The organism is Bradyrhizobium sp. CB82, from assembly GCF_029714405.1.
GTDB lineage: Bacteria > Pseudomonadota > Alphaproteobacteria > Rhizobiales > Xanthobacteraceae > Bradyrhizobium.
On the sequence record NZ_CP121650.1, the window covers coordinates 2,127,463 to 2,152,556 of the forward strand.

23 protein-coding genes and 2 pseudogenes are annotated in these 25,094 nt (G+C 60.6%); 18 read left to right on the forward strand and 7 right to left on the reverse strand.

The annotated features are described in order from the left end of the window. Positions 1 to 32 precede the first annotated feature (32 nt). From QA640_RS10340 to QA640_RS10360, 5 genes and pseudogenes are all read left to right on the forward strand, one after another. Positions 33 to 515 carry an antitoxin Xre/MbcA/ParS toxin-binding domain-containing protein gene (locus QA640_RS10340; RefSeq protein WP_283040562.1) on the forward strand — a complete coding sequence of 161 codons (483 nt, stop codon included), beginning with the start codon at positions 33 to 35 and terminating at the stop codon, positions 513 to 515. Further along, positions 512 to 926 (forward strand): annotated as a pseudogene (locus tag QA640_RS10345) (RES domain-containing protein); the annotation flags it as partial. The gene QA640_RS10340 and the pseudogene QA640_RS10345, both read left to right, overlap by 4 nt. Before the next feature lie 242 nt (positions 927 to 1,168). Beyond that, positions 1,169 to 2,442 (forward strand): annotated as a pseudogene (locus tag QA640_RS10350) (IS256 family transposase). Positions 2,443 to 2,590: 148 nt separating this feature from the next. Then, on the forward strand, positions 2,591 to 2,977 hold the full coding sequence (locus tag QA640_RS10355; protein ID WP_283040563.1) for an addiction module antidote protein: 387 nt from the start codon (positions 2,591 to 2,593) through the stop codon (positions 2,975 to 2,977). A 522-nt stretch (positions 2,978 to 3,499) separates the two neighbouring features. Beyond that, complete coding sequence (locus QA640_RS10360) at positions 3,500 to 3,787, forward strand: hypothetical protein (RefSeq protein WP_283040564.1); 288 nt, start codon at positions 3,500 to 3,502, stop codon at positions 3,785 to 3,787. A gap of 798 nt (positions 3,788 to 4,585) precedes the next feature. Here QA640_RS10360 and QA640_RS10365 read toward each other — a convergent pair. Next, positions 4,586 to 4,963 (reverse strand): cytochrome c family protein, encoded by a 378-nt coding sequence (locus tag QA640_RS10365; protein WP_128935382.1) that lies wholly within the window; start codon positions 4,961 to 4,963, stop codon positions 4,586 to 4,588. 1,091 nt (positions 4,964 to 6,054) lie between these two features. On the opposite strand from QA640_RS10365, the gene QA640_RS10370 reads away from it, so the two are divergent. Further along, positions 6,055 to 7,008 carry an AraC family transcriptional regulator gene (locus QA640_RS10370; protein ID WP_283040565.1) on the forward strand — a complete coding sequence of 318 codons (954 nt, stop codon included), beginning with the start codon at positions 6,055 to 6,057 and terminating at the stop codon, positions 7,006 to 7,008. Positions 7,009 to 7,252: 244 nt separating this feature from the next. Here QA640_RS10370 and QA640_RS10375 read toward each other — a convergent pair whose 3' ends face one another. Continuing rightward, positions 7,253 to 8,278, reverse strand: coding sequence for a LysR family transcriptional regulator (locus QA640_RS10375; protein ID WP_283040566.1), 1,026 nt, complete (start codon positions 8,276 to 8,278; stop codon positions 7,253 to 7,255). An 856-nt stretch (positions 8,279 to 9,134) separates the two neighbouring features. On the opposite strand from QA640_RS10375, the gene QA640_RS10380 reads away from it, so the two are divergent. The 4 genes from QA640_RS10380 to QA640_RS10395 all read left to right on the forward strand — a co-directional run bounded on the left by QA640_RS10380 (position 9,135) and on the right by QA640_RS10395 (position 11,592). Continuing rightward, entirely contained in the window at positions 9,135 to 9,722 is a 588-nt protein-coding gene (locus QA640_RS10380; RefSeq protein ID WP_279372730.1) for a hypothetical protein, read from the forward strand. Between the two features lie 91 nt (positions 9,723 to 9,813). Then, positions 9,814 to 11,049 carry an ATP-dependent Clp protease ATP-binding subunit ClpX gene (gene clpX / locus QA640_RS10385; protein WP_283040567.1) on the forward strand — a complete coding sequence of 412 codons (1,236 nt, stop codon included), beginning with the start codon at positions 9,814 to 9,816 and terminating at the stop codon, positions 11,047 to 11,049. Between the two features lie 148 nt (positions 11,050 to 11,197). Continuing rightward, the gene (locus QA640_RS10390) at positions 11,198 to 11,386 is read left to right on the forward strand and encodes a hypothetical protein (RefSeq protein ID WP_279372729.1); all 189 of its coding nucleotides are present in this window, start codon (positions 11,198 to 11,200) and stop codon (positions 11,384 to 11,386) included. Next, complete coding sequence (locus tag QA640_RS10395) at positions 11,383 to 11,592, forward strand: hypothetical protein (protein WP_128957060.1); 210 nt, start codon at positions 11,383 to 11,385, stop codon at positions 11,590 to 11,592. The genes QA640_RS10390 and QA640_RS10395 overlap by 4 nt, the downstream gene beginning before the upstream one ends. Positions 11,593 to 12,350: 758 nt before the next feature. Here the strand turns inward: QA640_RS10395 and QA640_RS10400 are convergent. The 4 genes from QA640_RS10400 to QA640_RS10415 form a co-directional block, all read right to left on the reverse strand. After that, positions 12,351 to 12,821 carry a pyridoxamine 5'-phosphate oxidase family protein gene (locus QA640_RS10400; protein ID WP_283040568.1) on the reverse strand — a complete coding sequence of 157 codons (471 nt, stop codon included), beginning with the start codon at positions 12,819 to 12,821 and terminating at the stop codon, positions 12,351 to 12,353. A gap of 32 nt (positions 12,822 to 12,853) precedes the next feature. Then, on the reverse strand, positions 12,854 to 13,549 hold the full coding sequence (locus tag QA640_RS10405) for a glutathione S-transferase N-terminal domain-containing protein (protein WP_283040569.1): 696 nt from the start codon (positions 13,547 to 13,549) through the stop codon (positions 12,854 to 12,856). Between the two features lie 265 nt (positions 13,550 to 13,814). Beyond that, positions 13,815 to 14,732: an NADP-dependent oxidoreductase gene (locus tag QA640_RS10410; RefSeq protein ID WP_283040570.1), complete on the reverse strand. Its 918-nt coding sequence runs from the start codon at positions 14,730 to 14,732 to the stop codon at positions 13,815 to 13,817. 92 nt (positions 14,733 to 14,824) lie between these two features. Continuing rightward, the gene (locus QA640_RS10415) at positions 14,825 to 16,018 is read right to left on the reverse strand and encodes an MFS transporter (RefSeq protein ID WP_283042761.1); all 1,194 of its coding nucleotides are present in this window, start codon (positions 16,016 to 16,018) and stop codon (positions 14,825 to 14,827) included. 1,015 nt (positions 16,019 to 17,033) lie between these two features. Here QA640_RS10415 and QA640_RS10420 point away from each other — a divergent pair. The 8 genes from QA640_RS10420 to QA640_RS10455 all read left to right on the forward strand — a co-directional run bounded on the left by QA640_RS10420 (position 17,034) and on the right by QA640_RS10455 (position 22,526). Next, positions 17,034 to 17,258 (forward strand): bacterioferritin, encoded by a 225-nt coding sequence (locus QA640_RS10420; protein WP_283040571.1) that lies wholly within the window; start codon positions 17,034 to 17,036, stop codon positions 17,256 to 17,258. A gap of 157 nt (positions 17,259 to 17,415) precedes the next feature. Continuing rightward, positions 17,416 to 17,904: a bacterioferritin gene (gene bfr / locus QA640_RS10425; RefSeq protein ID WP_283040572.1), complete on the forward strand. Its 489-nt coding sequence runs from the start codon at positions 17,416 to 17,418 to the stop codon at positions 17,902 to 17,904. A 433-nt stretch (positions 17,905 to 18,337) separates the two neighbouring features. Continuing rightward, positions 18,338 to 19,315 (forward strand): AraC family transcriptional regulator, encoded by a 978-nt coding sequence (locus QA640_RS10430; protein ID WP_283040573.1) that lies wholly within the window; start codon positions 18,338 to 18,340, stop codon positions 19,313 to 19,315. Positions 19,316 to 19,474: 159 nt separating this feature from the next. Next, on the forward strand, positions 19,475 to 20,092 hold the full coding sequence (locus QA640_RS10435; protein WP_283042762.1) for a nitroreductase family protein: 618 nt from the start codon (positions 19,475 to 19,477) through the stop codon (positions 20,090 to 20,092). 36 nt (positions 20,093 to 20,128) lie between these two features. Next, entirely contained in the window at positions 20,129 to 20,674 is a 546-nt protein-coding gene (locus QA640_RS10440; RefSeq protein WP_283040574.1) for a carboxymuconolactone decarboxylase family protein, read from the forward strand. A gap of 81 nt (positions 20,675 to 20,755) precedes the next feature. Then, positions 20,756 to 21,385: an NAD(P)H-dependent oxidoreductase gene (locus QA640_RS10445; RefSeq protein WP_283040575.1), complete on the forward strand. Its 630-nt coding sequence runs from the start codon at positions 20,756 to 20,758 to the stop codon at positions 21,383 to 21,385. A gap of 157 nt (positions 21,386 to 21,542) precedes the next feature. Next, entirely contained in the window at positions 21,543 to 22,001 is a 459-nt protein-coding gene (locus QA640_RS10450; RefSeq protein WP_283040576.1) for a DUF3788 domain-containing protein, read from the forward strand. A 279-nt stretch (positions 22,002 to 22,280) separates the two neighbouring features. Continuing rightward, complete coding sequence (locus QA640_RS10455; RefSeq protein ID WP_158670661.1) at positions 22,281 to 22,526, forward strand: helix-turn-helix transcriptional regulator; 246 nt, start codon at positions 22,281 to 22,283, stop codon at positions 22,524 to 22,526. A gap of 783 nt (positions 22,527 to 23,309) precedes the next feature. Here the strand turns inward: QA640_RS10455 and QA640_RS10460 are convergent. Then, positions 23,310 to 25,061 carry a type IV secretory system conjugative DNA transfer family protein gene (locus QA640_RS10460; protein ID WP_349253707.1) on the reverse strand — a complete coding sequence of 584 codons (1,752 nt, stop codon included), beginning with the start codon at positions 25,059 to 25,061 and terminating at the stop codon, positions 23,310 to 23,312. Positions 25,062 to 25,094 lie beyond the last annotated feature (33 nt).

Here is a 25,094-nt window from a genome sequence, read left to right on the forward strand (position 1 = left end):
CATGCTAGGTGACACGTCACGCGAGGGCTGCCATGACTGCCGCAGCCGAGAAGCCGGCTCCAAAGGGGCCAGGCAATGATCTGCAGAAGGTGGCCGATTTGCTCGGCGGGCCGCGCATCCTGTCGCGCCGGATTACAAGCGCTCTCGACGTCCACGAACTGCTGCTGGACGGACTGCCAGGTTCTGCGTTGACCTACTTCGCCAGTCACCTCAACTTCATTCAAACGGACTCGCTGGAAAAAGCCTTCGGAATGAGCCTTCGCACCTTTCAGCGACGCAAGGACGCTCCGGACAAGCCGCTCAGCCAGGAGCAAAGTGGGCGGACCTGGAAGTTTGCCGAAATCCTGGCCAAGGCCACGGACGTGTTCGGTTCGCAGGAAGAAGCCGAGCAGTGGCTCGAGCGTCCGGCCATCGGTCTTGACCAGCGTCGTCCGATCGACCTGCTTGCCACTCCGGCGGGCATCGAGCTAGTTGAGCAATACCTCACGCGGCTCGCATACGGCGTCTATGCATGACGCCTTTTGTAGAGCCATCGGGAGGCGGCAAGCTCATCGCTTTGCGCCTCGATCAGGCGCGCTTTGCCTCGATCTGGGATAGTGGCGAAGGCGCATTCCAGGTCGGCGGCCGGTGGAACGCAAAGGCCTTCGCGTCGTGTATTGCGCGCTTGCTCCAGCTACCGCGATACTCGAAGTGGCGGTTCACAAAGGCTTCAAAGCGCTCGAGACTCTGCCGCACGTACTGACCGCGCTTCATATCGTCGACGTGTCTGACGTTCATATTGTTCGCCCTGTCGACGTTCCGAACGCCAATTGGCTGCGACCGGGAATCCCAGGCGCAGGCCAGCAGGCGTTCGGGATGTGCTCTTGGCCAAGCACAAATTCGTCGTGATCCCAACTGTGGTGTCCAGTCACAGCTGGAAGATCGTGGAAAGCTATCGCAAAAGCAAGGTACGCGTCCGGGCAAGACCCTGGTCCCGCAAGCTCGCCGTTGACTCGGTGGTTTGGCAGCCAGATCGAGTGAGAAATGACGGCATTGAGTTGTTGCTGCGGCATTCGTATCTTATAAAATACGGGATGTCCCGGGTTCTGTTGAATTTCTGAAGAGGTCGGCGTTGCCCACCTTGAGCCGGTAGGCTCGGGGTGCTGATTCCACAAAGGAGAGCAACGCCATGACGAGAGATATCACACCGGCTGGTTGGCCGGCGACCGGGGCTGTGGACGAAGCGTTTGCAGAAGTGCGGGCGAGCTTCGATCGGTTCTGCCTTGCGGCAGGGATCGAGGCGCTCGGCACGATGATGGAGGCGGATGTCACGGCGGCCTGCGGGCCGCGCCACGGTCGCGACGCGGCGCGGCGGGCGCACCGTTGGGGCCGAACGCGGGGACGGATCGGCTTCCACGGCGGCAAGATCGAGGTCGAGCGCCCGCGGGTCCGGGGCGTGGACGGCCGCGAGGTCACGATCCCGAGCTGGGAAACGGCGGCGGAGGAGGACTGGCTCGGTCGCTGGGCGATGAACCTGATGCTGATCAATGTGTCGACGCGCCGGTTCGGCCGCGCTGTCCGGCTGCCCGAGGGTGACGTGCCGGCACCGCCCGGATCGGGGTTTCGAAGTCGGCGGCCTCGCGGAGGTTCGTAGCGCTGTCGGCGGCGCGGCTGGCCGACTTCATGGCTGCCGATCTGTCCGCGCTCGACCTTCTGGTGGTCCAAATCGACGGGCTGCATCTCGGCGACGATCTCGTGCTGGTGGCCGCGATCGGGGTTGACGGCGAAGGCAACAAGCATCCGCTGGCGCTGGTGGAAGGGGCGACCGAGAACGCCGCAACGGTTCAGGCCCTGCTGGACAACCTGGTCTCGCGCGGGCTCGACCCGACGGTGCCAAGACTGTTCATCGCCGACGGCGCGAAGGCGTTGTCGAAGGCGATCCGCCGCACCTTCGGTTCGGCCGCTGCGATCCAGCGCTGCCAGATCCACAAGGCGCGCAACATCATGGAACGCCTGCCGAAAGAGCATCATGCGGCCACCCGTCGGGTGCTGCGCCAGGCCTGGGAGCTCGATGACGCCGACAAGGCTGAAAAATTGATCCGCAATCTCGCGCGTCGACTCGACCAGCAATGGCCCGGCGTAGCGGCCAGCATCCTCGAAGGCCTCGACGAAATCCTGACTGTCGTCCGGTTGAAGCTGCCGAAGGAGCTTCGTCGATCGCTCGCTTGTACCAACATCGCCGAGAACATGATGGGCACCATTCGCCGCGTCACGCGCAACGTCAAACGCTGGCGGGATGCCGGCATGGCCTTGCGATGGGTCGCGGCCGGCATGATCGAGGCCAACAAGGGCTTCCGACGATTGAAGGCGCATAAGCAATTGTCGGTTTTGCGTGCGGCCCTTCAAGCTCGCCACAATCGCATGACGATCAACCCCGTTGCCCACGTCACGAGGGCCGCGTAACATTCATTCCGGCAACGTCGGCCCGACGTAGTTCAACAGCGATCGGGACATCCCCTAAAATACGGCGTGGCGTAGGTTAGAGAAACCGGCCAATTGTCTTAATCCGTTAGTGACTTGGCTCGCTCGCCAGTGGCGTTGGAGAAGAGCAATGGCCAAAACTAGACCATTTGACGCATCCGAGTATCTGGACAGTCCTGAGGCGATCGCCGCTTACCTAAGCGAAGCCTTCGAAACCAATGATCCAGGCTTCGTCACCGACGCTATCCGCATTGTTGCCCGCGCGCGCGGTATGTCCGCTCTTGCAAAGGATACAGGTCTTTCACGCGAAAACCTTTATCAGGCCCTTAGTTCAGAGGGACATCCCGAGTTCAGCACCGTTATGAAAGTACTTGGTTCTCTTGGTGTTGAACTGCACGCCCAACCAAAAGGCGTATTCGGGTCGCTGCCATATAAGGGGCCAGCAAAGTCGATCGCGGATATGGAGGCGGGGATCGCCGCGGAGGCGAAACGGCGGCATGCTCGCAATCGATACTAGTCTCATCTTGCGCGATCTGGTGGGCCACGATCCCACCTGCCATTCGCGCGGCAGGTCAATCCGTCGATAATCCCCCTAGTGCTTTTGTGCGCGTCCAACGACCGCCCCGGCTACGCCGTTTTTTGGCAAGGCTGATCGCGCTTAAGCGGCGTGAGCGACGCTTTGGGGCTGCCAATTCCAAGGTAGTAGTTCGTCAATGCGCGTGGCAGGGTGATCCGTACGCATGCGGTGAAGACCCTTGGCTGGATCTGTCGTTTCCGTTTGGTCTGGGTTCGCCGCAAGATGGTTTTGATGTTCAGTCCGGGGTTAGTGGTTTCCTTGGAGTCAAGTTTGAATCAATCCGAGCCGGATAGCTGTAATCGTGCCTCCAATCGGAGTGCTTTGAGGTGATCCCGCAAGCTCGTCCTTCACCCGTGGGTTCGGCATTTTTCATCAGGCCGGAAAAGATTGACGTCTTTTGGGCCATAGTGACGTTGAACCCGTTGACCAAATCTCTATTTTCCAAGCAGGAGAGTTATCATTTTGAAGTCGACCCGCGACAGTCCAAACATACCGGTACAGCCGAACGTCAGGCGGCGTACGGTTTTGGAAACGGCACGGAAACTTGGTCTGCTCGGTGGCGAAAACCGTCGGATCGGCGGCCGCGTTTGCCAAGATCTGGTGGCAGCTGCGAAGAAAAAATCCGGCATATCGTCCGACACCGAGCTTATCGAGTACGCGCTAGCGGCGGTGGCGCTCGAAGACGACTTCGGCACGAGACTCATCCGTCGCAAAGGCCAGGTCGCGAAAGACGTCGACCTTGAGTTTTGATCTGCTCCGTGCGCTGCGGCGGATCAAGCGGCGTCGCACTGCGACCGCGATTCCCCGCCGCCATGCGAGTCGTGGAGACGAAGCATCTCTGAAAGCTTGCTTGAAAGTAGGCATTCGTCATCTTTGCCGGACAGTTGATTGGGCTTAAGCAGCGTGAGCGACGTTCTGCGGACGCCAGTTCCAGGGGAAGAGTTCGTGAATGCGCTTGGCAGAGTGATCCGGCGCTTTACTGCTCGCGCGGCGAGGCGCAACGTCTTGGAGCCTTGTCGAGCCTCCGTGCTTGTTCGGCCTGCGTAGCGGATCTCAACATCGGACGGTGCCGGCGAAATTGGAAATATCCTTTGGGCATGCATTTCATGATTAAGGGAAAAGTCGCCTAGGACACGCGTGCATCTTGCCCTTATCGATTAGCCATCGAGAAGTGCGCCATACTCGCGGTGTAGGGCGGCGTAGAAAGACATGAAGGGGCGCTTCGCGATCACTGGCTCCCCGATCGACTCGCAAGGCTTCGAAAACGCCACCCGCCTATCGTAATGTCTGTCCCAGGCCATTCAGCTCCTGCGGGTGCGGAGCAGAACGATGCGCCTGTCTTCGACTTTGTGGTAGGCCACTGCGAGGCCACCGTCGCCGAGGGCATTCAAAGCGGCTCAGGCCGCTTGTTCCGGATTTTTCTTTCCACGTTCGCTCATCAGACACGGGATCAGGCAATTCGGCTGCCTGCGCAGACGAGGCGGCAGTAAAAAGATGCTTAGACGTTCAACTGGGCCGTGCCCTGCCAAGGTCTCGCCCAACGATCCGCTACTTCAACGTCGCAAGATAGGCATCGAGGTCAGCCCGGTCCGTCGGGTTCTTCAGCCCTGCGTAGGGCATCTTGTTTCCGGGAACTACCTTCTGGGGCGATTCCAAATACGCATCGAGGATCTTCGTATCCCAGACAATATCGGACTTCTTCATCGCGTCACTGTAGGGGAACCCGGGAGCCGTACCCGCCTTTCTGCCGACGATTCCTCCCAGGCCAGGCCCCACACGATTGGCCTGATCCGTAGCGTGGCACGTTGCGCAAGCTTGGAAGATGGTCTTTCCGTGCGCGGCGTCCTGCGCGTGGCCCGGATTGGCGGCGGCTCCCGCAAACAAGAGCGCCGCGAGAATCGCACGAAGTGTTCCTGCGCTGTTCATTACGAACATCCTTTTTTATCGGGATCAGAGGTGGCGCGGCTGCGCGAAATCGTTGAGATCGTCTCCGAGTCGAGGCGGGTGGTGTGCCTAGCAGACCAGATCCGCGCGGCTACAGCCGGGCCTACATTGGTACTTTCATCGCGCATCCTTCGCTGGCCGCGCGCCTCACGGCGAATCGCGCGATAGTTTCAGTCCTTAACGGGACGGCCGCGTGCGCTCGACCGCCCGCCCACACCGAAAGATCGGATACAGCGGACAAAATGAGAAATTCCTTTTGGACATGCATTCGATAGGCGTGAGATATCGTCCAAGAGGCCTGTGGGCGTGGCGTAGGAACATAAAAAGGGCAATTCGCGATCACTCTTTCCCGTTGGGTTGCTTCGAATCGTCATGCGCGAGCACTCCTTCCAGCTCGAGCCTGGATCCGGCTCCAGCGCTTCGCGGGGAAACAGGTAGGGAAGCACCCAATCGGCCCGGATTGGCTTCGGCGTGACGATCGCGACCGAAACGACGAGATCGCGACAAGTGCGCGGCTTGAACCGCGGTTATACTCACCCGCGCGCGGCTTTTGATCTGGAACGTGCCCATCCTGCTCGCCTTACGATTCGTCGCATACGAGTTGCGAGGGGGTCGAGCAGTCCGCGATCACATCACGACCTGCGGGTCCGACACCCGTGCGTACGATCGGTCCGTGACGAAGCCAGCTGTGCGATGGCGGCTCGGGGCTTCCTGACGCGCGTCGGCGAGCGTTCACGCGAATTCATAAAGTTTCCCAAGTCGTTGAGACGCTCAGCGGGCTCATTCATGTTACAGCTGAATATATCTAATTCGGCTGTCACCACTAATGGGTCAGCCGCAAGTGGCTATTTGTCCTGAGTGTTTAGTCGGAGGCAACGAAGACCGAACCAATCAAAATCCCGGATCAGGTTAAGGCGCGGAAGGACCCTTCGCTCGGTTGCGAGATTGGCTGCTTGCGAGATGCGTCCTCTCGCCGCCCGCGCTGAGCTCATGAACCTGAGCAACATAGAGGCGTTTTCGACGTGGCAGGTGGGCCATTCTGGCGTATATCGCGACAAGACCTCGACAAGTTGATGACCACATTGGACGTCACCTTCGTCAGGCTATCGCAATGCGTGCTTGCGACGGGGGCTCACCTGGCCGTCGCCTGCGCGGATGCCACCACCATCCACTACTGTCTTCGAGGCGTCGGGTTCATTCTCCTGGACGGTGAAACGCCCATCCGCCTAACGCCGCATACACTGGTGATAGTCCCGCCTGGACGAGCAATGACAATTGTCGCCACGGAGCGCCCGACCGCACTACGGAAGGTCGGCAAGGGCGGCGACTGCCTCTTCGTGCCCGGCTCGTCGTACCGGCACACCATCGGCGATGGCGAGCCGACACTGGTGCTTGCGTGCGGCATGTTTCGAGCCACCTACGGCCCAGCACTGGACTTGTTCGCATCCCTTGCAACGCCCATTGTCGAGACGTTCGACGTACATGACCAACTCGACCAGGTGATAGCCTGCGCAATAGCCGAGCTCGCGGCCCAGGACGTCGGTGTGGGGCCAATGTCGGCGTCGCTGCTGAAGCTCGTGTTGCTCGCGCTGCTTCGACGTTGCCTAGTCTCGACGAAAGCGTGGGTCGAGCGCTTCGCGATCTTAAGCGACCCGCCGATCGCACGAGCTTTCGCCGAGATGGCGTCGCGCCCCTCCTTTCCGCACACCGTACAAAGTCTATCCCACGCCGTCGGTCTCAGCCGCTCAGCTTTCATGGCGCGGTTCTCAACTGCCTTCGGTGAGGCGCCCATGTCACTCCTGCGCCGCCTTAGGATGCGCCTCGCTGCTGACCTGCTCTCAGCCAACGCGCTATCGATCGACCAGGTCGCCCTAAACGTCGGCTACCGGAGCCGGAGCAGCTTTACGCGCAGTTTTCGTCGGTACTACGGCAGCGACCCTTCAGAATACCGCTCCAAAGCGCAGAGCGCACGGTCCTCAAGGGCTGCTCCAACTGAAGATGCGATTGAGCAATCCGATGCCGCGTGAGAATTTCGTCCGCAAGAGCGTTGGTGCCGCCGCCGGCGAGCTCATAGCGGCCTTGTGATGACACCGAGCTCGATCGACTCAGTGCCCTCTCGGGTCGGGCGCGAGCGAAGCGTCGACATCTCAGGCGGCGCGCTGCTCGTGGAGGTGACTCCGGCATCTCGTAGAACGAATTCTGCGGAATCCCGACCTTCAACGAGTTGACGCCACGGCTGTATCGCGCATCCAGTCGAGGCTCGGTGCGGATTCAGGCGAGCGTCTTAGCTCGTTTGCACCGCGTAAGCCCTCGGGCCGTGGCATCGATGCGCTGGAAGCCGCTCGCCCTCTGCGAGCTCGCCGGCGCGGGCGCGCTCGCCATCTCCGGGAGCCTTTCGTGCGGCATTTCCTTCTGGGGGACTTCGATCGACCAGTCTCGAAACCGCGCGACCTTGATAAAAGCGTCCAGCGCCGGCGAGTAGCGGCGCCCCTGCACGGCCAGCAGCCGCACCTCCCGCGAAATCGGGTCGCCTTCGAGCGGAATAGTCTTGAGCGTCGGAAGGCATGGCATGTGCTCGGGCGCGAGTACCACGCCGAAGCCAGCGGCGGCCAGGTACTGAAGGTGCAAGTCGTGACCGCTGCAGTGGCCCAGATGCGGCGGTTCCTTGGGGAAATACGACCGTTGAATCTTTGGGGCGACGTCGCATCCGACGCGCTCCAGCAAGACGGTCTCGCGGAGGTCGTCAATTCCGATCGAGGGGCGATTTGCGAGCTGGTGTGTCGGCGCCAGAACCGCGACGTAGCGCTCTTCGAAGAGCAACCAGTCGTCGATGCGGGCGGGTATGTCCTGCACGTCCCCGACGATTGCGGCGCTGATCTCCCCCTCAAGCAGCAGGTCGATGAGCTTCTCCGCCGTTTCCTCGCGCAGTTCGACATTAAGTCCTGCGACGAACTTTGCAATCTCAGTGATCAGATCGACAATGAGCGAAGCCGAGATAGAGGGGGCGAGGCCGATCTTGAGTGGCGCGATCTCCTTGCGTTGAAATTCTTTAGCTCTGCGACGTGCTGTTTCTGCCGAGGCCAGTGTGCGCGCCAGCATCGGAAGAACCTCCTTCCCGAGGTCGGTGAGCTGCGTCAGCTGGCGCTCACGATAAATTAACGGGCCCCCAAGTGCCTGCTCCAGCTTCTGGATCCCCTTGGTCAAAGCGGGCTGTGTTACATTGCACTGCTCGGCCGCGCGGGTGAAGTTAAGCGTGGACGCGACCGCGAGGAAATAGCGAACTTGATGAAGCTCCATGGGTCTCCGATAACTTGCTCCTGTCTATGCACTTGACGCCGTGACGGGGGCCGCCGAAATCACGGCATATGGGTGCCACTTGCATGCACACGTTGGAACGGCTCAGTCTATTGGTTTGGACGCACGGACACGCTTTCTGGAGGCTCTGAGAGTTGGGCTAGTGCGCGGCGAGGTGGCGGAGCTCCCTGACGAGGAAATCGGCAAACCCTTCACGAAAAGCGCATTCAGTTCTATCGAGCCGAAATCCCATTCAGGCAGCACCCGCACGAGCTGCCCATTCTCCAGCTCTGCCCGCACGCTGATTTCGCCCGACGCGGCAATCCCTAGCCCGGCGACGGCGCTTGCTGTGGCTCCTTCGCTGGTGTTGATCGCGAGCGACTCCAACGCGCTCGGAGGTGATACGGCCGTCTTTTAAGGGGAGAAGGTCGGCGATGAGTGCGCCGGACTGACGATCACCGAGTGGTGCGCGAGGTCCGAGAGCGTGTCGGGCGTGCCGTGCTCTCGTAGGTGGTCCGGGGGGCCCACAGTACCCTCGGAAGCTGTATGATTGACCCTTCTTCATTTTAGCAAGAATGAGGGATTTGCCCGCCATACTCACCATGGCGACCGCAGCTCAAGGGCGAAAATCCGCGTCACGAATCTGATCCGAAAGTTCCGTCGAGCCGATCCTCATCGACCAGTGCGCCCTCTCCCCGCGGCAAGGCGAGCCTCAGCCCTCCCAGCGACGGTCGGCTGGCAACTCCAAGACGAAATATAGTTTTTCTTTCAACCGGCCTCACCGAAAATATGGAACCTAGCATCGCCCGCTCATCGTGTACGGGCCGAAAATCGGTTTCGCGCGAAGGTGCGAGCCTGATTGCGAAGCAAATCCCGCATGGATTGTGGGCGTCCGCCGGAAGGAAAGCAGTCGCAGGATGTCGAAGCGGACGAACTCTACGATTTGTTCGAGTGCATTAAACCTTCGGATCGTCGTCCCGCGCCCTTTTGGGTGCCCGAGCTCAACCGGCGCTCAATTGAGCCGCTCGTGACAATCGCCTTAGGCTTGGCGCAACGGAGATCAAAGAAAGACCTGGATGCGTTATCGCCCGGCCGAAATGTAAGTCCCTCGCAACACCTGCCATTCTGGAGCCTGATCATGAGAAGAATCACTGTTCTCGTCGCCTCGGCTCTGATCATTGCATCTACTAATGCCGGGCCTGCCGCAGAGTCCAACTTAAACAAGGATGTTAACGCCGCTCGCGCGGCTTTGGCGACGGTGCACAGCAAACCCGCCAATGCGGCCGACAAGGACGAGGCTTGCCGCGTCTACCTCGCCTCATTCTATCAGTCCGCGATGCTGCGGCAAGCCGCAGCTGGCGGCGTCGACGGCGCGAGGGTGTTAACTGCGCTCGATTCCGTGATCAATATTTTCAACGATCTGTTGGCGCCGAAATGCGGCGGTTGACCCTCACTGTTCTCTGACAATGACAATGGGCGCTGGGCCGCAGATGATCGTATTCCCGTTTACAACTACCTGGATATGGTTTGAGATCGCCATGGCAGTTCACTCAATCTCCAACACTACACTCCACAATTTGGTCGCAGGTCCCACGATCTTTATCTGCGACGAGTGCGTCGAGCTCTGCAGGGACGTTATCCGTGAGGAGCACAAGTCCTCGCTGGTCAAGTCGCGCGACGACATTCCGACGCCGAAGGAAATCTGCAAGGTGCTGGACGACTACGTGATCGGCCAGAGTCATGCGAAGAAGGTCCTCTCGGTCGCGGTGCACAATCACTACAAGCGCCTCAACCACCAGACCAAGCACAACGACGTCGAGCTCGCGAAGTCGAACATCCTGCTGATCGGTCCGACCGGTTCGGGCAAGACGCTGCTCGCGCAGACGCTCGCCCGCATCTTGGACGTGCCGTTCACGATAGCGGATGCGACCACGCTGACCGAAGCTGGCTATGTCGGCGAGGACGTCGAGAACATCATCCTGAAGCTGCTCCAGGCCGCCGACTACAACGTCGAGCGGGCCCAGCGCGGCATCGTCTACATCGACGAAATCGACAAGATCAGTCGCAAGTCCGACAATCCCTCGATCACGCGCGACGTGTCGGGCGAGGGCGTGCAGCAGGCGCTGCTGAAGATCATGGAAGGCACGGTGGCCTCGGTCCCGCCCCAGGGCGGCCGCAAGCATCCGCAGCAGGAGTTCCTGCAGGTGGATACCACCAACATCCTGTTCATCTGCGGCGGTGCGTTCGCCGGCCTCGAGAAGATCATCTCGGCGCGCGGCCGGTCCACCTCGATCGGTTTCGCCGCCCAGGTGATGGCGCCGGAAGATCGCCGGACCGGCGAGATCTTCCGTCACGTCGAGCCCGAGGATCTCTTGAAGTACGGCCTGATCCCCGAATTCGTCGGTCGTCTGCCGGTCGTGGCGACGCTCGAGGACCTGGACGAGACCTCGCTGAAGATGATCCTCACCGAGCCGAAGAACGCGCTGGTGAAACAGTACCAGCGGCTGTTCGAGATGGAGAACATCGAGCTTACCTTCGCCGACGAGGCGCTTGGCGCGGTCGCCCGCAAGGCGATCGAGCGCAAGACCGGCGCGCGTGGTCTGCGTTCGATCCTCGAAGCGATCCTGCTCGAGACCATGTTCGACCTGCCGGGCCTCGAAGGTGTGGAAGAAGTCGTGATTTCCCGCGAGGTCGTGGAAGGCACGGCGCGTCCGCTCTACATCTACGCCGATCGCTCGGGGCGCACGGTGGGAAGCCGCGCTATAGCGTACTAACTCGACCGGGCCAAACGACTGACGTCTACAACATCCGATCCGTTACTTGTTCTTACCCCGTCGTTTGCTACTGCGCCGGTGCTCAAATCGACGTCAACGAACCTAAATCGCTAAATAGTACGGCAATGTACTGTGATAGGAGTGAAACATGGGTGAGATCATTCGATTTGCACCAAAGTCGGAGCGAGAGCGAGCTCGCCTTGTTCGAGAAGCTCGAGCGATCTATGACAGCGTCTTCCCGCCGTCTGAATGCGCCTGCGACCAACCGGACAATGCATTCGCAAGCCACATGCGCGTGGGCGCAGACATCGATCACGGCGATGGGGGCGCATCATGATCGCGATCATCGCCGTACTCTGCAGCTTGTCTTCTCCGGTAAATTGCCACGAGCAGACCGTCACCACCTCGAACTTCGCCGACATCTCGATGCAGTCCTGCCTGATGGGCGCACCGCAGCTTGCCGACTGGATGAATCAGCATCCGACCGAGCGCCTCGCAGCATGGCGTTGCGTGCTCGGTAAGAAGGATGGCAGGGGCGCTTAGAGCCCCCGGGCCGATTTTGCTCCTCAAATAGGTTCCGCGACTCCGCGCTCAATCCGCGAGGAGTCAATTTGCTTGGGTTCAGGCTGGCGTGAGGAAATCTGCCAGGACTGGGATGAGATAAGCGCGGCCGAGCTCGACCAAGGCGGTCATGATCGGGTCGGAGCGAAGTATTCGCCGTAGGCCGCAGCTAAGCGGTCACGTCAACGACAGACGTCGATCACCACCTGTGCGCCCGCCGTGGCTCTTTGGCATCTCCAGTGACGATGTTGATGCCCACGACGCCGCGACGATGTCATGCCCGCTGGAGTAGAACGATCTTCGAGCTAATGATGCCTGTGCCGCCGATCACGATCTCCACGGGTTACTTTCCTTCGGTCGCGGGACGGTCATATTGTTTCGATAAGCCACCGAGGAGCTGCAGGCTCTTCCTGGCACGTCCAGTAGAAAGTAAAGAAAGAAACTTCGTAAACGCGCCCATGGAAGCTCCCACCGTCGCGATTGAGGCGTCGCAGGTAAATTCGACGACATGGACCGCTTCCGCCCTACGACGAAAGACCTTCGCTCCTCATTTGATGAGCGCGGTAAGCGCCTTGTCATTGATGTCCAGGCAGTAGACAGCGAGCAGCCTCGCGCCCGAACTCACATCACCGTGGGGCCGCCATCGATAAGGCTGCGCACGGGCGGTCGAGATAATGGTTCGGATCTTCGCGGGCTTTCTACCTCTGGGTATCGACCGGCCTTTTTTGCGGAGCCGGCACTTATGCCCCGATGGGCTTCACACCGTACTTTTGATAGTAGGTGCTCCTGATTTCGTCCTGACTTCGAGGAGGGCGGGCGAAGACATGGGCTGGAGATAGCAACGGGCTGATTGAAGTGGTTTCGATTTTGACAACGTGATCGACAGGATACTCTCGGCCATTCGTTGCCCGAACCCAGTCGGCGATCATCAGGGACTCGCCATCTGCTGGCGGCAGTATCAACGCACGGCCCTTGAATCGGTAGCCGCGCCTCTGGAAGATGTCGACTACGTTAATTTCGACAGCGGGATTGCGCTTCAAGTTCAATATCGTCCGAGGCGAGGCGATGTCGGCGAAGTAAAGAACGCCGTTTCTCACCGTCAAAGACGCCTTCGGGGAAAGATTTGGCGTTCCATCCTCGTTGACTGTCGCCACAAACGACAATATCGCCTGTTTGATGATTGCCTCCATGTCGGCAGTGATTTCAATCATAGATACCATCTCCTTGTTCTTCGCGAGCGCTTCTAGCCAGCTGTCACTTGCAGCCCGCGTTGCACCGCCGGCCGCGCAAGGCCACGGGTGAGCCACGCCTGCACATGAAGAAAGCGGTGGAAGCCGACGAGATCGCGTGCTTCGTAGAAGCCGATCAAATTACGCACCCAGCCGAGCAGCGAAATGTCGGCGATGCTGTAGTCGGTCCCCATCACCGAGTCCCGGCCCGCGAGCCGTTGGTCCAGGACACCGAGCAGCCGCGCTGATTCGGTCGCGTAGCGGTCGCGCGGGCGCTTGTCTTCATAGGCCTTACCGGCGAATTTGTTGAAGAACCCGACCTGGCCGAACATCGGCCCGACTCCGCCCATCTGCCACATCACCCATTGGATCGTTTCATAGCGGGTGTTTGGATCGGCCGAGATGAATTGTCCGGTCTTGTCGGCAAGGTAGAGGAGAATCGCGCCCGATTCGAACAGCGCGAGCGGTGTTCCGCTAGGCCCATCAGGGTCGTAGATTGCGGGAATCTTTCCGTTGGGGTTGAGCGCGAGAAAGGCCGGGTCGTGGGTTTCGTTCGCCATGATGTCGATCCGGTGCGGCTCGTAAGGAAGGCTCGTTTCCTCAAGCATGATGCCGACTTTCACTCCGTTGGGCGTGGAAGTGGAAAAGAGTTGCAGCCGATCGGGATACTGCGCCGGCCAGCGCGCAAAAATTGGATGATCGACGGTCACTTTCTTCCTCCTAGATAAGCGGGCCGCGCCGGGCCGGGGCAAAGGCGAATTCTCCGCCAGGATGCGAGCCGAGCTTGCCCGCTGGTGCATCCAGAAAAGCAGGCAACGATACGGCCGCGGTATGGCATGGGTACCCGGGCACGACCTTGGAAACCAGCTGAGAGACGACGGGATGGATGGGCACTGCCCGCCCCACGCACAGGCCCGCGGGGAAAGCGCCGACAATCCATATGGGAGGGGAGAACCGCTCGCCTTCGCTGCTTCCTCACGGACGAACTCGGATGATCGTTTTCCCGCTGATCCGCCGCGTCGGATTGAAAGCGGCGACAGCCTCGTCAAGGGGCGCGATGTTGCCGATGTGTGGACGAAGCCGTCCGTCCCGTACCCGCTGAATGATCTCACTTAGTTGGGCGCGATCGGACACCAGAACAAAGTCGATGGCCTGGCCGTCGGCGGGCCGCGCTTCGATCGGCCCGGCGATCGTCACCAGCGTTCCTCCGTTTCGCACCAGGCCAGCGGACCGTTTCCCGATCTCGCCCCCGATAACGTCGAAAACCAGATGGACCGCGCCGACGCCTTCGAGATCGTCGTTCTCCAGGTTGACGAACTCCTGTGCGCCGAAGTCGAGCGCCTTCTGACGGTCGGCGGCGCGTCCCGTGCCGATGACGTAGGCACCGGCCTCTCGTGCGAGCTGCGTCACCATCGAGCCGACCGCGCCGGCCGAGCCGTGCACGAGAATGCTCTGCCCCGCCTGAAGGCGACCGTGCACGAACAGTCCCTGCCAAGCGGTCAGCCCCGGCATGGCCACCGCTGCCCCCACCGAGAAATCGACGTCGCCCGGCAGCGGTGCGAGATTACGTGCCTCCACGGCCACATACTCGGCCAGGGTGCCACCGCGATACGAGTCCGAGAGACCGAACACCCGTTGTCCCACCGACAGTCCGGTGGTGCCATAGCCGAGAGCGGTGACGACACCGGCCAGCTCCTGGCCGGGAATCGTCGGCGACCGGTCACGGTCGAGGCGATCGGTCCAGGTTGAAGGCCACGTCAGCTCACCCGAGGTGAACCCAGACGCATGAACCTGAACGAGGACGTCGTTTATCGCTGCCTGCGGTTCTGGCCGTTCCACTAGCTTCATAGCCGCCGTTCCCGCAGCCTGATCCGTCACAACGATCGCTTTCATGGAATGATCTCCTTATCGGTTCATTGCTGGTATGTTGCGGCGATAATCTGCGCTTCAACAGAACAAGGCGGCGCCGAGGACAGCGACGAGTCTCATGACAGTGTTTCCTGTACTGGTGAACCGGCAGCGTGCGAGCCGTGGCACGTGCTCTTTCCCGTCCTGTCGGTGTGCGGATCGCGTGCACCGAGAACGGTGAGCAGGGTGGCGACGACGGCAAGTCCGGCGTATCCGAGCGTGATCTGCAGTAGCGAGAACGCATTGGAAAGTTGTCCGGAGATGAAGCTGGGGAAGGCGGCGCCGCTGTAGCAGAGAAGGTAGATCGCGCTGAAGATTGGTGCCCGTTCGGCGAGCGTGCTGCCGTGCAGCAGGCCGCGTGTGGCGGCGCTGATGGCGATGCCCTGGCCGGCACCGGCAACCATGGTCGCGGTGATGAACAACACCAGTGTGCCGGCTAAGATTGCAGTGCTGATGCCGATCATTCCGGCCATGAAGGTGATCATACCGACGCGTTGGGCTACCGCGGATGTGAACCAGCCACCAATGGGAGCGCCGAGAACGCTGGGGGTCATATAGGCAGCGAACACTAGCCCGAGGATCAACGGGCTGCGGGTGTGGAGTTCATCTTGTACAAGCGCAGGCATGAATGCTTGGTAGAAGCCCCCGCTGGCCCAAGTGGCCAGAAAGACCGCCGCCGCGACAGGGAGCAGATGCCTGACCCGCGCCGGTACGCTGACCTGGGGTAACAGCGATCGCCAAGCGCCCGGAGTTGGAGTTGCTGTTTCCGGACTGATTGTGACGAGTGCAACAGACAGTAATAGGAAGCAAACGCAGACGAGATAGATGAGTTCGCGCGGCCAGGGGCCGAACTCAACGAGCGCGCCGGATGCTATGGCGCCGATAGCGACGCCGAGCATCGGTCCTTGGCTCGTGACAACGGACGCCAACCACTCCGGTCTGCTGGGTGCCGCATCGACGATGTAGGAGGTCAGACTGCTGCCAGCCAACCCGGTGCCGAGGCCCACGAGGAGCCGGCCGGCCAGCAGAGTGTCGATGTCGTGCACATTCAGCAACAGCAGACACCCCAGCAGGAGAAGACCGAGGCTAGTGATCGCAGTGACCCGGCGGCCCAGATGATTGGACAGCCGTCCCAGTACCAACAGTGCGGTTATGGTGCCGACGGCGTACGCGACGACGGCCATCGAAATACCGGCGTTAGTGAACCCGTCTTCTGTCCGGTAGGTGTTGTAAAGGGGGATCGGAGCGGCCGCAGCGGCGAATGAGACCACCAAGGAAACTACCGCTGATAAAAATGCCCGCGGGAGCATTCCGCTCCGGTGAGACTGGCTGATCACTGGTGGCAAGTTTTGCATCGAGTAGCGAATCGGTCGTCTTCCAAAGAATTCGGGCGCGCAGGTCCGAGTTCTCCGATTGGTTTGCTTCACTAGGTGGCGGTGATATTGGTGCCAAGCTGACGAGTGGCTCCATCGCTGAGAGCTGCCACAGCCGTCCTTTGGTTATTGTCGATCAGGTACTGCCATCGTCGATCCGCGCGGCGTATGACGCCGCTCGCTGAGCCTCCAACGTATTTGCGACTTAGACCTTTGTCATCAATTGACCGATCCAGCACGATCAGGGCGAAATCGCCGGCAACGTACACGTGACGCGCGCTGGCCTTGAGCGGCTCGCACTCGAGTCGGGCGGCGATTTCGGTGGTAGTAGTTCGTCCGTCTCTCGTGATGAAGATGGGCTTTGGGTCATACACTGGCATCGTCGCGCTGACCTTCGGAGTGAAAACGCTCGAGCAGCGACGTCAGAATGTCTTCGGGTTTGGAAGCGAGCGGATTGGATCCGGACATCAGGGTCTCCTGCTCGTGCTGACTGAAACGGTTGTCCTGGTCGTTATTCGACTGAGTGGCTGTCAAGGTCGCAGCGCGGCTCGCAAGTTTCCAATAGCCAATACTTATGGTTTCCATAGCGGGGGGAATTGTGCGGCGACAGTCCTCAATCCCGTTCTTAGATCAAGACAAGTTGCTTAGCCGCGGCTGTGTCATCTACGTTAACCGAAAGCGTTGATCTTCGGCGGGCGTAGAGCGGTGCTTCTGTGTCCTCCGTCCGATCCGCAGCTACCGGTCGCCCCCGATTGACCAAGCAGATTTTTTGCTGACCTCCAAAGATTAAAGGTCAAGGCTGACTTCCCATGGCGGTCGACACGCAACCATCTCCTCGCATGGAGCCTCCGACACGCCTGGCTCCGTCTCCTATCGATGGAGCCGTATCACTGAGGGTCTTCCTTCGAGTTTCATGATCATCTGCTCCTGTGTCCTCAGCGACGGGGATCTTCGCCACGCAGTGAACACGGCTGACGCCGCGCTGCGCAATGCCAAGCAGATCTATGGGCACCCCGATTGCAGCGCCGAATGCGGCCGCTGTGCGCACACCATGAGGACGATTATCGACGAAGCGTACAGGGAGCGTGCACTAGCCTGTCAGGCTGGCTGCCCGCATGCTGGGACCAAGGATGAATGAGCCCAAACTCGCGTCGAAAATTGCCTTGGGTTCCCTTGATTTGCTGGACAGGCGTCTCCCGGTTTCATGCCCAGAGAATGCCTGTCTGCTTGTTCTTCGTCAGAATCGTTCTAGACTTGCGACGGTCAAGAACGGGCCTCAAGTCTTGGAGTTCATCATGCAGGGCGACCCGAAAGTCATCGAGTATCTCAACAAAGCACTGCGTCACGAGCTCACGGCAATTAATCAGTACTGGCTGCACTACCGCTTCCTGAATAATTGGGGTCTCCTAGAGATGGCTAAGGTCTGGCGCAAGGAGTCCATCGAGGAGATGGAGCACGCTGACAAGCTCACCGACCGCATCATCTTCTTCGATGGTTTCCCAAACATGCAGGTGCTCGATCCCCTGCGCATCGGCCAGAACGTCAAGGAGATTATCGAGTGCGATCTCGCCGCGGAGATGAGCGCGCGTGCCCTCTATGAGGAAGCGGCGACCTATTCCCACAGCGTAAAGGACTACGTCGCGCGCGACCTGTTCGAGACGCTGATGAGCGATGAGGAACATCACATCGACTTCCTCGAAACCCAGCTCGATCTAATCGGCCGCATCGGCCTCGAGCTCTACACCCAGAAGCATGTCGGCGGGCTCAAGACCGAAGAGCACTGAATTGTTGCGCGGTCCACGGCAATCGAAGAGGTGTGGCGACGAGCAGCTGTAGCGATTGGTGCCGCTCACGCTTCAGTTGTGCTCGATCACAGGCAGCCGTGCGCTTTGCGACCACGACGTTCCAGCGCCGCGGATGCCGGTTCATGGAGGGCCGTGGTTTCGCCACCGGCAAATGACGAGTTTTCCATGATTGCCGACCGGGTCCGTGCGACGAGCCCGGGGTATTCCGTCCTTCCTCTCGTCAGAATTGAAACCACTTCAATTTTACGGCTTCTTTCTCCCGCTCATGTCTTTGCTGATCCGCCTTGGGAGCCAGGAAGAGATCAGGAACACATATCGTGGGAAATACGAGCTGATCTCCGGGCCGTAGTAATCAGAAGCGCGCTCGGCGCAATACGATATGCTGCGTGGCAATTCAGGTTCTCGAGGTCTTATGTCTCAAGTCGACTGGTTGAGTCATCTCCTGCAAATCATCACCGTTACCGGCCAGCTTGAGGTCCGCTGCGCCTACGGCGCGCCATGGCGTGTTATCTGGCCTAGGGCGGCGGCGAACGAGATCCCCTACCATGTCATAGTCAAGGGCCGGGCGATTTTCGAGGACCCTGAATCGAGAACGGTGCAGGAGCTTGGGAGCGGGGATATCGTGCTGCTCCCTCACGGTTCGGCGCATGTGCTGCACGACGGCAGCGGAAAAACGCCAATCAACACGCACGAAAGCAGGGGCTCCGCAGGATGGATGTTGAGCGAGAACAATGGACGGGGTGAGCAACTAGATCTGCTGTGCGGACGATTTTTCGTCGTGCCACCCCATGATCGATTAGTTCGCAATTACCTGCCAGCAAATCTGGTCGTGCGGGCTCTGAAAAACCACGAGGAAGAGGACATCGCGTCGGCATCGAGCCAACTTTCCGGACTGGTCAGCCTAATGCGAATGGAGTCCGTTGAGGATAGAGCGGGAGGACGCGCCATTCTGAACGCCCTTTCTTCGGTCTTGTTCACTCTCGTTCTCCGCGCCGCGAGCGAAGCCGGCAAATCCACCGAAGGCTTATTGGCCCTTGCTGGAAATCCGAGATTGGCAGCCGCCATTGCTGCGATGTTCGCTGATCCGGCGCGACCCTGGAAGCTTCCCGACCTCGCCGATCTATGCGGCATGTCACGCGCAACATTCATGCGCCAATTTCAGGACAAGTTAGGCCGCTCCGCCCTCGACCTGTTGACCGATCTTCGCATGAGCATGGCGGCCAACGAGCTCAAGAAGCCAAGGATCAGCACGGAAGCTGTGGCTGAGATGGTCGGGTATCAATCGGTTTCGGCCTTCCGGCGTGTGTTTGCGGAGAGGATGGGGATGACACCGGGGGAATGGCGCCGACTGGCGCACAACGGGGATGAGTCCGAACCGTCGCCAGAATGATCCTTTTGAGCACCAATTTGAGCCAATAGAGGCTCGAAACGATCATGCCCAACGGTAAATTGGGCTCCGTCACTTGATAAACGGAGCAACCCAATGAACCAAGCCGCTACAACTGTTGCCGCTGCCGATCCGGAGCCCTGCCGTTCGCTTGGGCGGCCGCTGGCAAACGCCGTAATCGAAACCATTCTGAGCCGCAGTGCTGCGAAGTATTACGACGCGACGGCCGTCCTCAGCGACGATCAGATCCGCGAACTCGTGCGGATCGGTACGTCAGCGCCGACATCCTTCCATCTGCAGAACTGGCGCTTCATCGCCGTGCGCTCACCCGAAGCAAAGGCACGGCTGCTTCCGATTGCGTGGAATCAGCCCGCAATCACCGAAGCAGCCGTGACCTTCATCATCGTCGGCCAATTGGCCGATGCCAGCACGGTCCCTGAGCGCCTGGCTCCGGTCGTGGAAGCTGGGATCATGCCGGCACATCTGGTGCCGGAATGGGAGGGGCCTGCCCGCGGCTTGTACGACAATCATCCGCAGCGCCAGCGCGACGAGGCCGTGCGCTCCGCGAGCTTCGGCGCCGCAGCTATCATCTATGCGGCCCGCTCGCTAGGCCTGGGGTCGACACCGATGATCGGTTTCGATTCGGAAGCCGTGCACAAAGAGTTCGGCCTGGCCGAACACGAAATTCCGGTCATGCTGTTGACCGTCGGGCCGGAGCGGGCCGGCAACTGGCCGCAGAAGCCGCGTCTGCCCGTGGCCGACGTGCTGCACTTCGCATAACCAACTCTGAAATCAATCATTCAAGGAAAAAATATCATGACCAGAGCCACCGCTCTGAAGCCCGAACAGGTGCCGGCTGAATCGAAACCGATACTCGATGCGTTCACCAAGAACATCGGGTTCACGCCAAACATGATGGCGACTTTCGCGCAAAGCCCGATCGCGTTCAACGCATGGGCCGCTCTGCTGGGCTCCTTGAGCAAGGTGCTGGACGTCAAGACCCGCGACAGCATCGGCCTTGCCGTCTCCGAGGTGAACGGCTGCAACTACTGCCTGTCGGTGCACAGCTTCACGGCGGAGCATATGGCCAAGCTGCCGGCCGAAGACATTGTTCTCGCCCGAAAGGGTCATGCCAGGGATCCAAAGCGGGATGCCGCCGTCCAGCTTGCACGCAAGATCATCGAGGCCCGTGGCCACGTCACAGACGCCGATCTGCAGGCCGTCCGCGATGCGGGCTACACGGACGCGAACATCATGGAGATCGTCGCGCTTGTGGCCATGTACTCGCTGACGAACTTCTTCAACAACGTGTTCAATCCCGACAAGGACTTCCCCGCAGTCGCACCGGCCGGCTCGATCTGAGCCTGCCAGTGGTATCAACCGCCTCCAAGAAGCTATGGAGGCGGTTGATGCAAGACCTTCCTAGCCATTTGGATCCCTCGCATGAATATCCTCCATATTGACAGCAGTCCTCGCCCGAAATCGCATAGCCGTGAGCTTTCGGCGGCGATCGTCAAAAAGCTTCTTCAGGTTGCGCCTGATGCGAGCATCAGGAGGCGTGATCTTGGAGCTGATCCTCTGCCTCACGCCACGGCTGACTACGCGGATACGCTGTCATCGCCGGCCACACTGGCGGCACCGCTAAAGGGCGCTTTGGACCTTGCCGAAACGCTCATTCGGGAAGTCGAGGCGGCCGATGTGATTGTCATTGGAACGCCGATGCACAACTTCACTATCCCTTCGGTTCTCAAAGCGTGGATCGATCAGGTCCTACGCGTGGGCCGCACGATGGAGTCAACGCCCGCCGGGAAGGTGGGAATGATTCCGGATCGTCCGGTCTTCATCGGCGTCGCTTCCGGCGGCGTCTTTACCGGGCAGCGAGGAAATCAACCCGATTTTCTCACGCCCTATCTGACGCTGGCACTGAACTCTATTGGGTTAAAGACGCTGCAATTCCTTCCGCTGCAGGCCACCGCGTTTATCGAAGAGGGCCAAGCTACGCTAGCGAGCGAGAAGGTAATTGACGCTATCGACTTGACAGTCGTGCGAGAGCTTCGAGACGTAGCTGCTTGATCAGCCGTGCTCGCGAGGATCGCCAGACTGTATCGCAATGCTCTCCGTGCTCCGGACAAAGTCGCACCGGCGGCATTCTGAAGGTCCATGGCAAGCCTTGACAAGCGCCCGTTTAACCTACGGCCCCCCGCGGGAATATCAAACATGAGGTCTTCCGATGATTAGTACGCTTCCGCAAATCGGCGACAGGATCACCGACAAATCAGCATCGCCCGATGAAAGCACCGTTCGCGAATGGATCGGAGCAGATGGCTTCGAATACTGGGCCAAGCTGCGGACCTGGATCGATGAATCCTACCCAGAAGTTTTCGCGCCGGATTGGCTCTACGGTGGAAAGAACCGCGGTTGGTCCCTGCGTTACAAGAAGACCAAGGCGTTCTGCCATCTGGTGCCGGAATTCCGACGAGTTTCAGCTGTAGTGGTCATGGGTAGAGCAGAGCGAGAAAAGTTTGAGGAGCGGCGCTATGTTTGGCACCCGCAATTGATCAAACTCTACGATGACGCGAAAACATACATCGACGGAAAATGGCTAACGATTGCCGTCGCATCGGCAGATGATCTGCATGATGTGACGAAACTTCTGACTATGAAGCGCCCGCAAAAGTCGCGCGGTTGAAGGTCACAAGAATGCTGGTTTTGCCATATCGACTGTCGCTCCGGGGAGGCGTTTCCAAGCGCCACCGACTTTCCGGCTAGGATCGCCGTATTTAGTGCGTCGATTCTTTCGGCCGTCATTGGGACTCTGCTCGTGCGGGGCCTAGTATTCTAGGGTGGGCCCGAGGGTGTTCGCGAACCGGCCGTCGGCTGCCGCTTCTTGTGATCAGGACACGTTTTAAGGTGTTTAACACGTTAAAGCGTGTTTTGTTCGGGCCGAGACAATGCATCATCCTGCCGGATGAGGCGGCGTAATCCGGCACATACCAGGCGGTTCCTTGCACGCAATCTTCGACGACTTCGTCTGGAGCGATCGTGGTCCCAGTACGATCTCGCCGACGAGACCGGTTTGCGTCAGGGGCTGATCAGCGCTCTCGAGCTCGCGACCGCGAACCCGACATTGGAATCGCTGGACAAGATCGCGTTCGCGCTCGGCGTGGATGTCGCAGCGCTGTTCGCTGCAGCGCCGGCGGCGAAATCGCGCTAGTGGAGACGCTCCGGCTTTGTCCCGGCCAATCGGTTGTTGATGTGGATGCCTTCGCCGTCCGCTGTTGTGACAAGATCGTTCCTGCTGAATCCTTGATCTACTAACGCTCCGCTCGGACCTCGCGATTTCCCGGCCGTTCGCGCCTTGGTAGAACGGCACGTTTCGCGCGACGGCGAAGCGCCTCTAGGGCCGACCGTCGAATCCTTTCCTGCGGAAAATTTGCGGCGCCGAGGTTAGTCCCTGCTCGGCGCGCCTGTCGGCGGATCGGCCGCGAGATCGGCACCCCGCCGATCCGCCTGCGAATCCTTGTTTTTGGGGGCTTTGACCTGGGCGGGATGGCGAAGCCCCCGATGCCGATACGGCCAAGGATTCGCGCAGGATCCGGCGCGCGGGGGCGCGCGTGGTTGGCGACGACGCGCGGCCGCGATTTGACCAATTGCTGGCGTGAACGCCTTGCCTATCCGAACTGCTGTGAGGTGCGCAAAAGCCGCATTGAAGGGAGAGCCGTCGTGCGAAAATGCGCTGACCTGCTTGTCCCCGATCCGGCAGGCACGCCGATCGGAACTATCAGTTCCGCTTCCTTGCATTGCGGTAAAAATCGATCACAAGTGCGTGCGCCGGCCCGCAAAGGAACGGCGCAGGTCGTTCCGAGTTCGTGCTGCTCCCGGAGGCGCGGACAGAAATCCTGGCAAGGAGGGGGCTAGGAGACCATCGCTCGAGCCACGCGCTAAGTGTTGGCGGCGTTCTCCGAGATCGAAAATACCGGCGGCAGCCGTCTCATGTTCAATCTTCTAGCAGCTCAGCCAGGAACGACTGGGTCATCGCGGTGACATCGCCGGCCTCGACGTGCTTCTGCAGCTCGTCCTGGTCGGCCGCCGGCGCCTTCGGTTTCTCCCTTTCGCCGCGCTCGACCCATTGCGCGGCGCGGGCCGAGGCGACGTCGGCGCGCTCCAAATCGGCCGCGGTGACGGGGGCGGCCGGCCTGGTCTCCGGGGCAAGCGCCTCGGCGGCGCCGTTGGCGGCCTCGTCCAGCGCCGCGTCGACCGCCTCCTCGCCGGGCTCGCCGTCGAAGTCGAGCGCGGCCAGGAAGTGCAGGGTGGTCTCGTTGCTCTGCATCTTCTTGGCCATCTCGTAGGCGACGTTGTCGACGCTGACCCCGTGCTCGACCTCCTTCATGCGCGAGGGCGCCGGCGAGGCGGCGGCCTCGCGGCGGGCTTCCGGCGAGCCGAGCTGGTCCAGCGCCGCAGCCAGGCTGGCGGTCTGGTTCTGCTCGTCCTCGTCATCGCCCTCCGGCGGCACGTCATCGAACTCTTCCTCCATGAAGGCGTCGCGCGGCGGGGCGACCGGCGCCTTGGCGCGCAGCGCCTCCAGGGATGGCGGCAGCGCGGTGCGCCCGACCTCGCCGCGGCGGGCGGCGTCCGCCAACGGAGAGACGGGCTGGGTGGGCCGCGGCGGCCGCGCCGGGGCCACGGGCGCGAGCGAGGTCGGATCGACCAGGCCGGGCATCTGCGAGGGTGCGCGGGCCCGCCCCGAACGCGCCAGATGGTCCGGCAGCCCTTCCATGGCGCGGACGTCGCGGGCGAACTTGTCGCCCTGCTTCTGCATCGCCTGCATGATCGCGGCGATCGAGGCGGCGCCGGCGGTGATCAGGTCGGTCGAGCTCGCCCTCTTCCCGTCACGATAGGCGGCGCGCAGAAAGGCCACCGAGCCCGCCGAGATCTCGTTGCGCAGGCTCGTCGGGTCCTTCTTCTCGCCCGCCAGCTTGACGATCGCGGCGCGCTCGTCCTTGGCCCGGCCCTCGATGATCTGGGCAAAGCGGGAGTCCGCCAGCCGCTCGGCGACCTCGACCAGCACGCCGGTTTTCTTGACCTCCTCCTTGGTGGGCTTGGTGAAGGCCAAAAAGTGGTTGGCGCGCAGCTCGAGCTGCTTCAACGTCTTGCCGTACTCGCCCTCCGGATGGGCGTGGAAGGTCTTCACCTTGAACACCGAGTCCCGCCAGGTGACGTAGGCTTCGCCGACGCCGAGCGCCCGTAAGTTCCGGACTGTCACCCGTTCCTGCTCCTCGAAGCGGGCTTCCATGTTGTCGAGATAGGGGGTCGAGAACTCGCCGGACTTGGCGGCGTAGCCGGCGACCCGGGCGAAGCTGCCCTTGCCGGCGGAGTCGACCGCGAGCTTCGCCGTCATCTCGGTTTCCTCCACCCGCATGAAGATTTTGGTGGTGGTGTTGGCAATCATCGACTTCGCTTCTTTGTCGTCGTTGCGAAGCATAGCCGGGATATCTTGAGTGGCGAATACGAGGCTAAATCCGAGACTTCTTGCTTGCGCGGCCATTACGGCCAACCCTTGGACAGTATAGTACCCCACCTCGTCTAAAATGACGAGGAACGGAATTGCTTTGAAACGAGGCTTGGAGCGTTCGCCCGACGAAGGCGTTGGATGCAGCGTCTGTTCGAGGAAGGCCCAACTGCAATGCCGCACAACCAGCGCCAACCCATATGCCAGCCGCGGGGTGGATGACCATTGCGCGTGACGCATTTGACTGGCGCCTGACGCGTCGGCCAGCAGCAG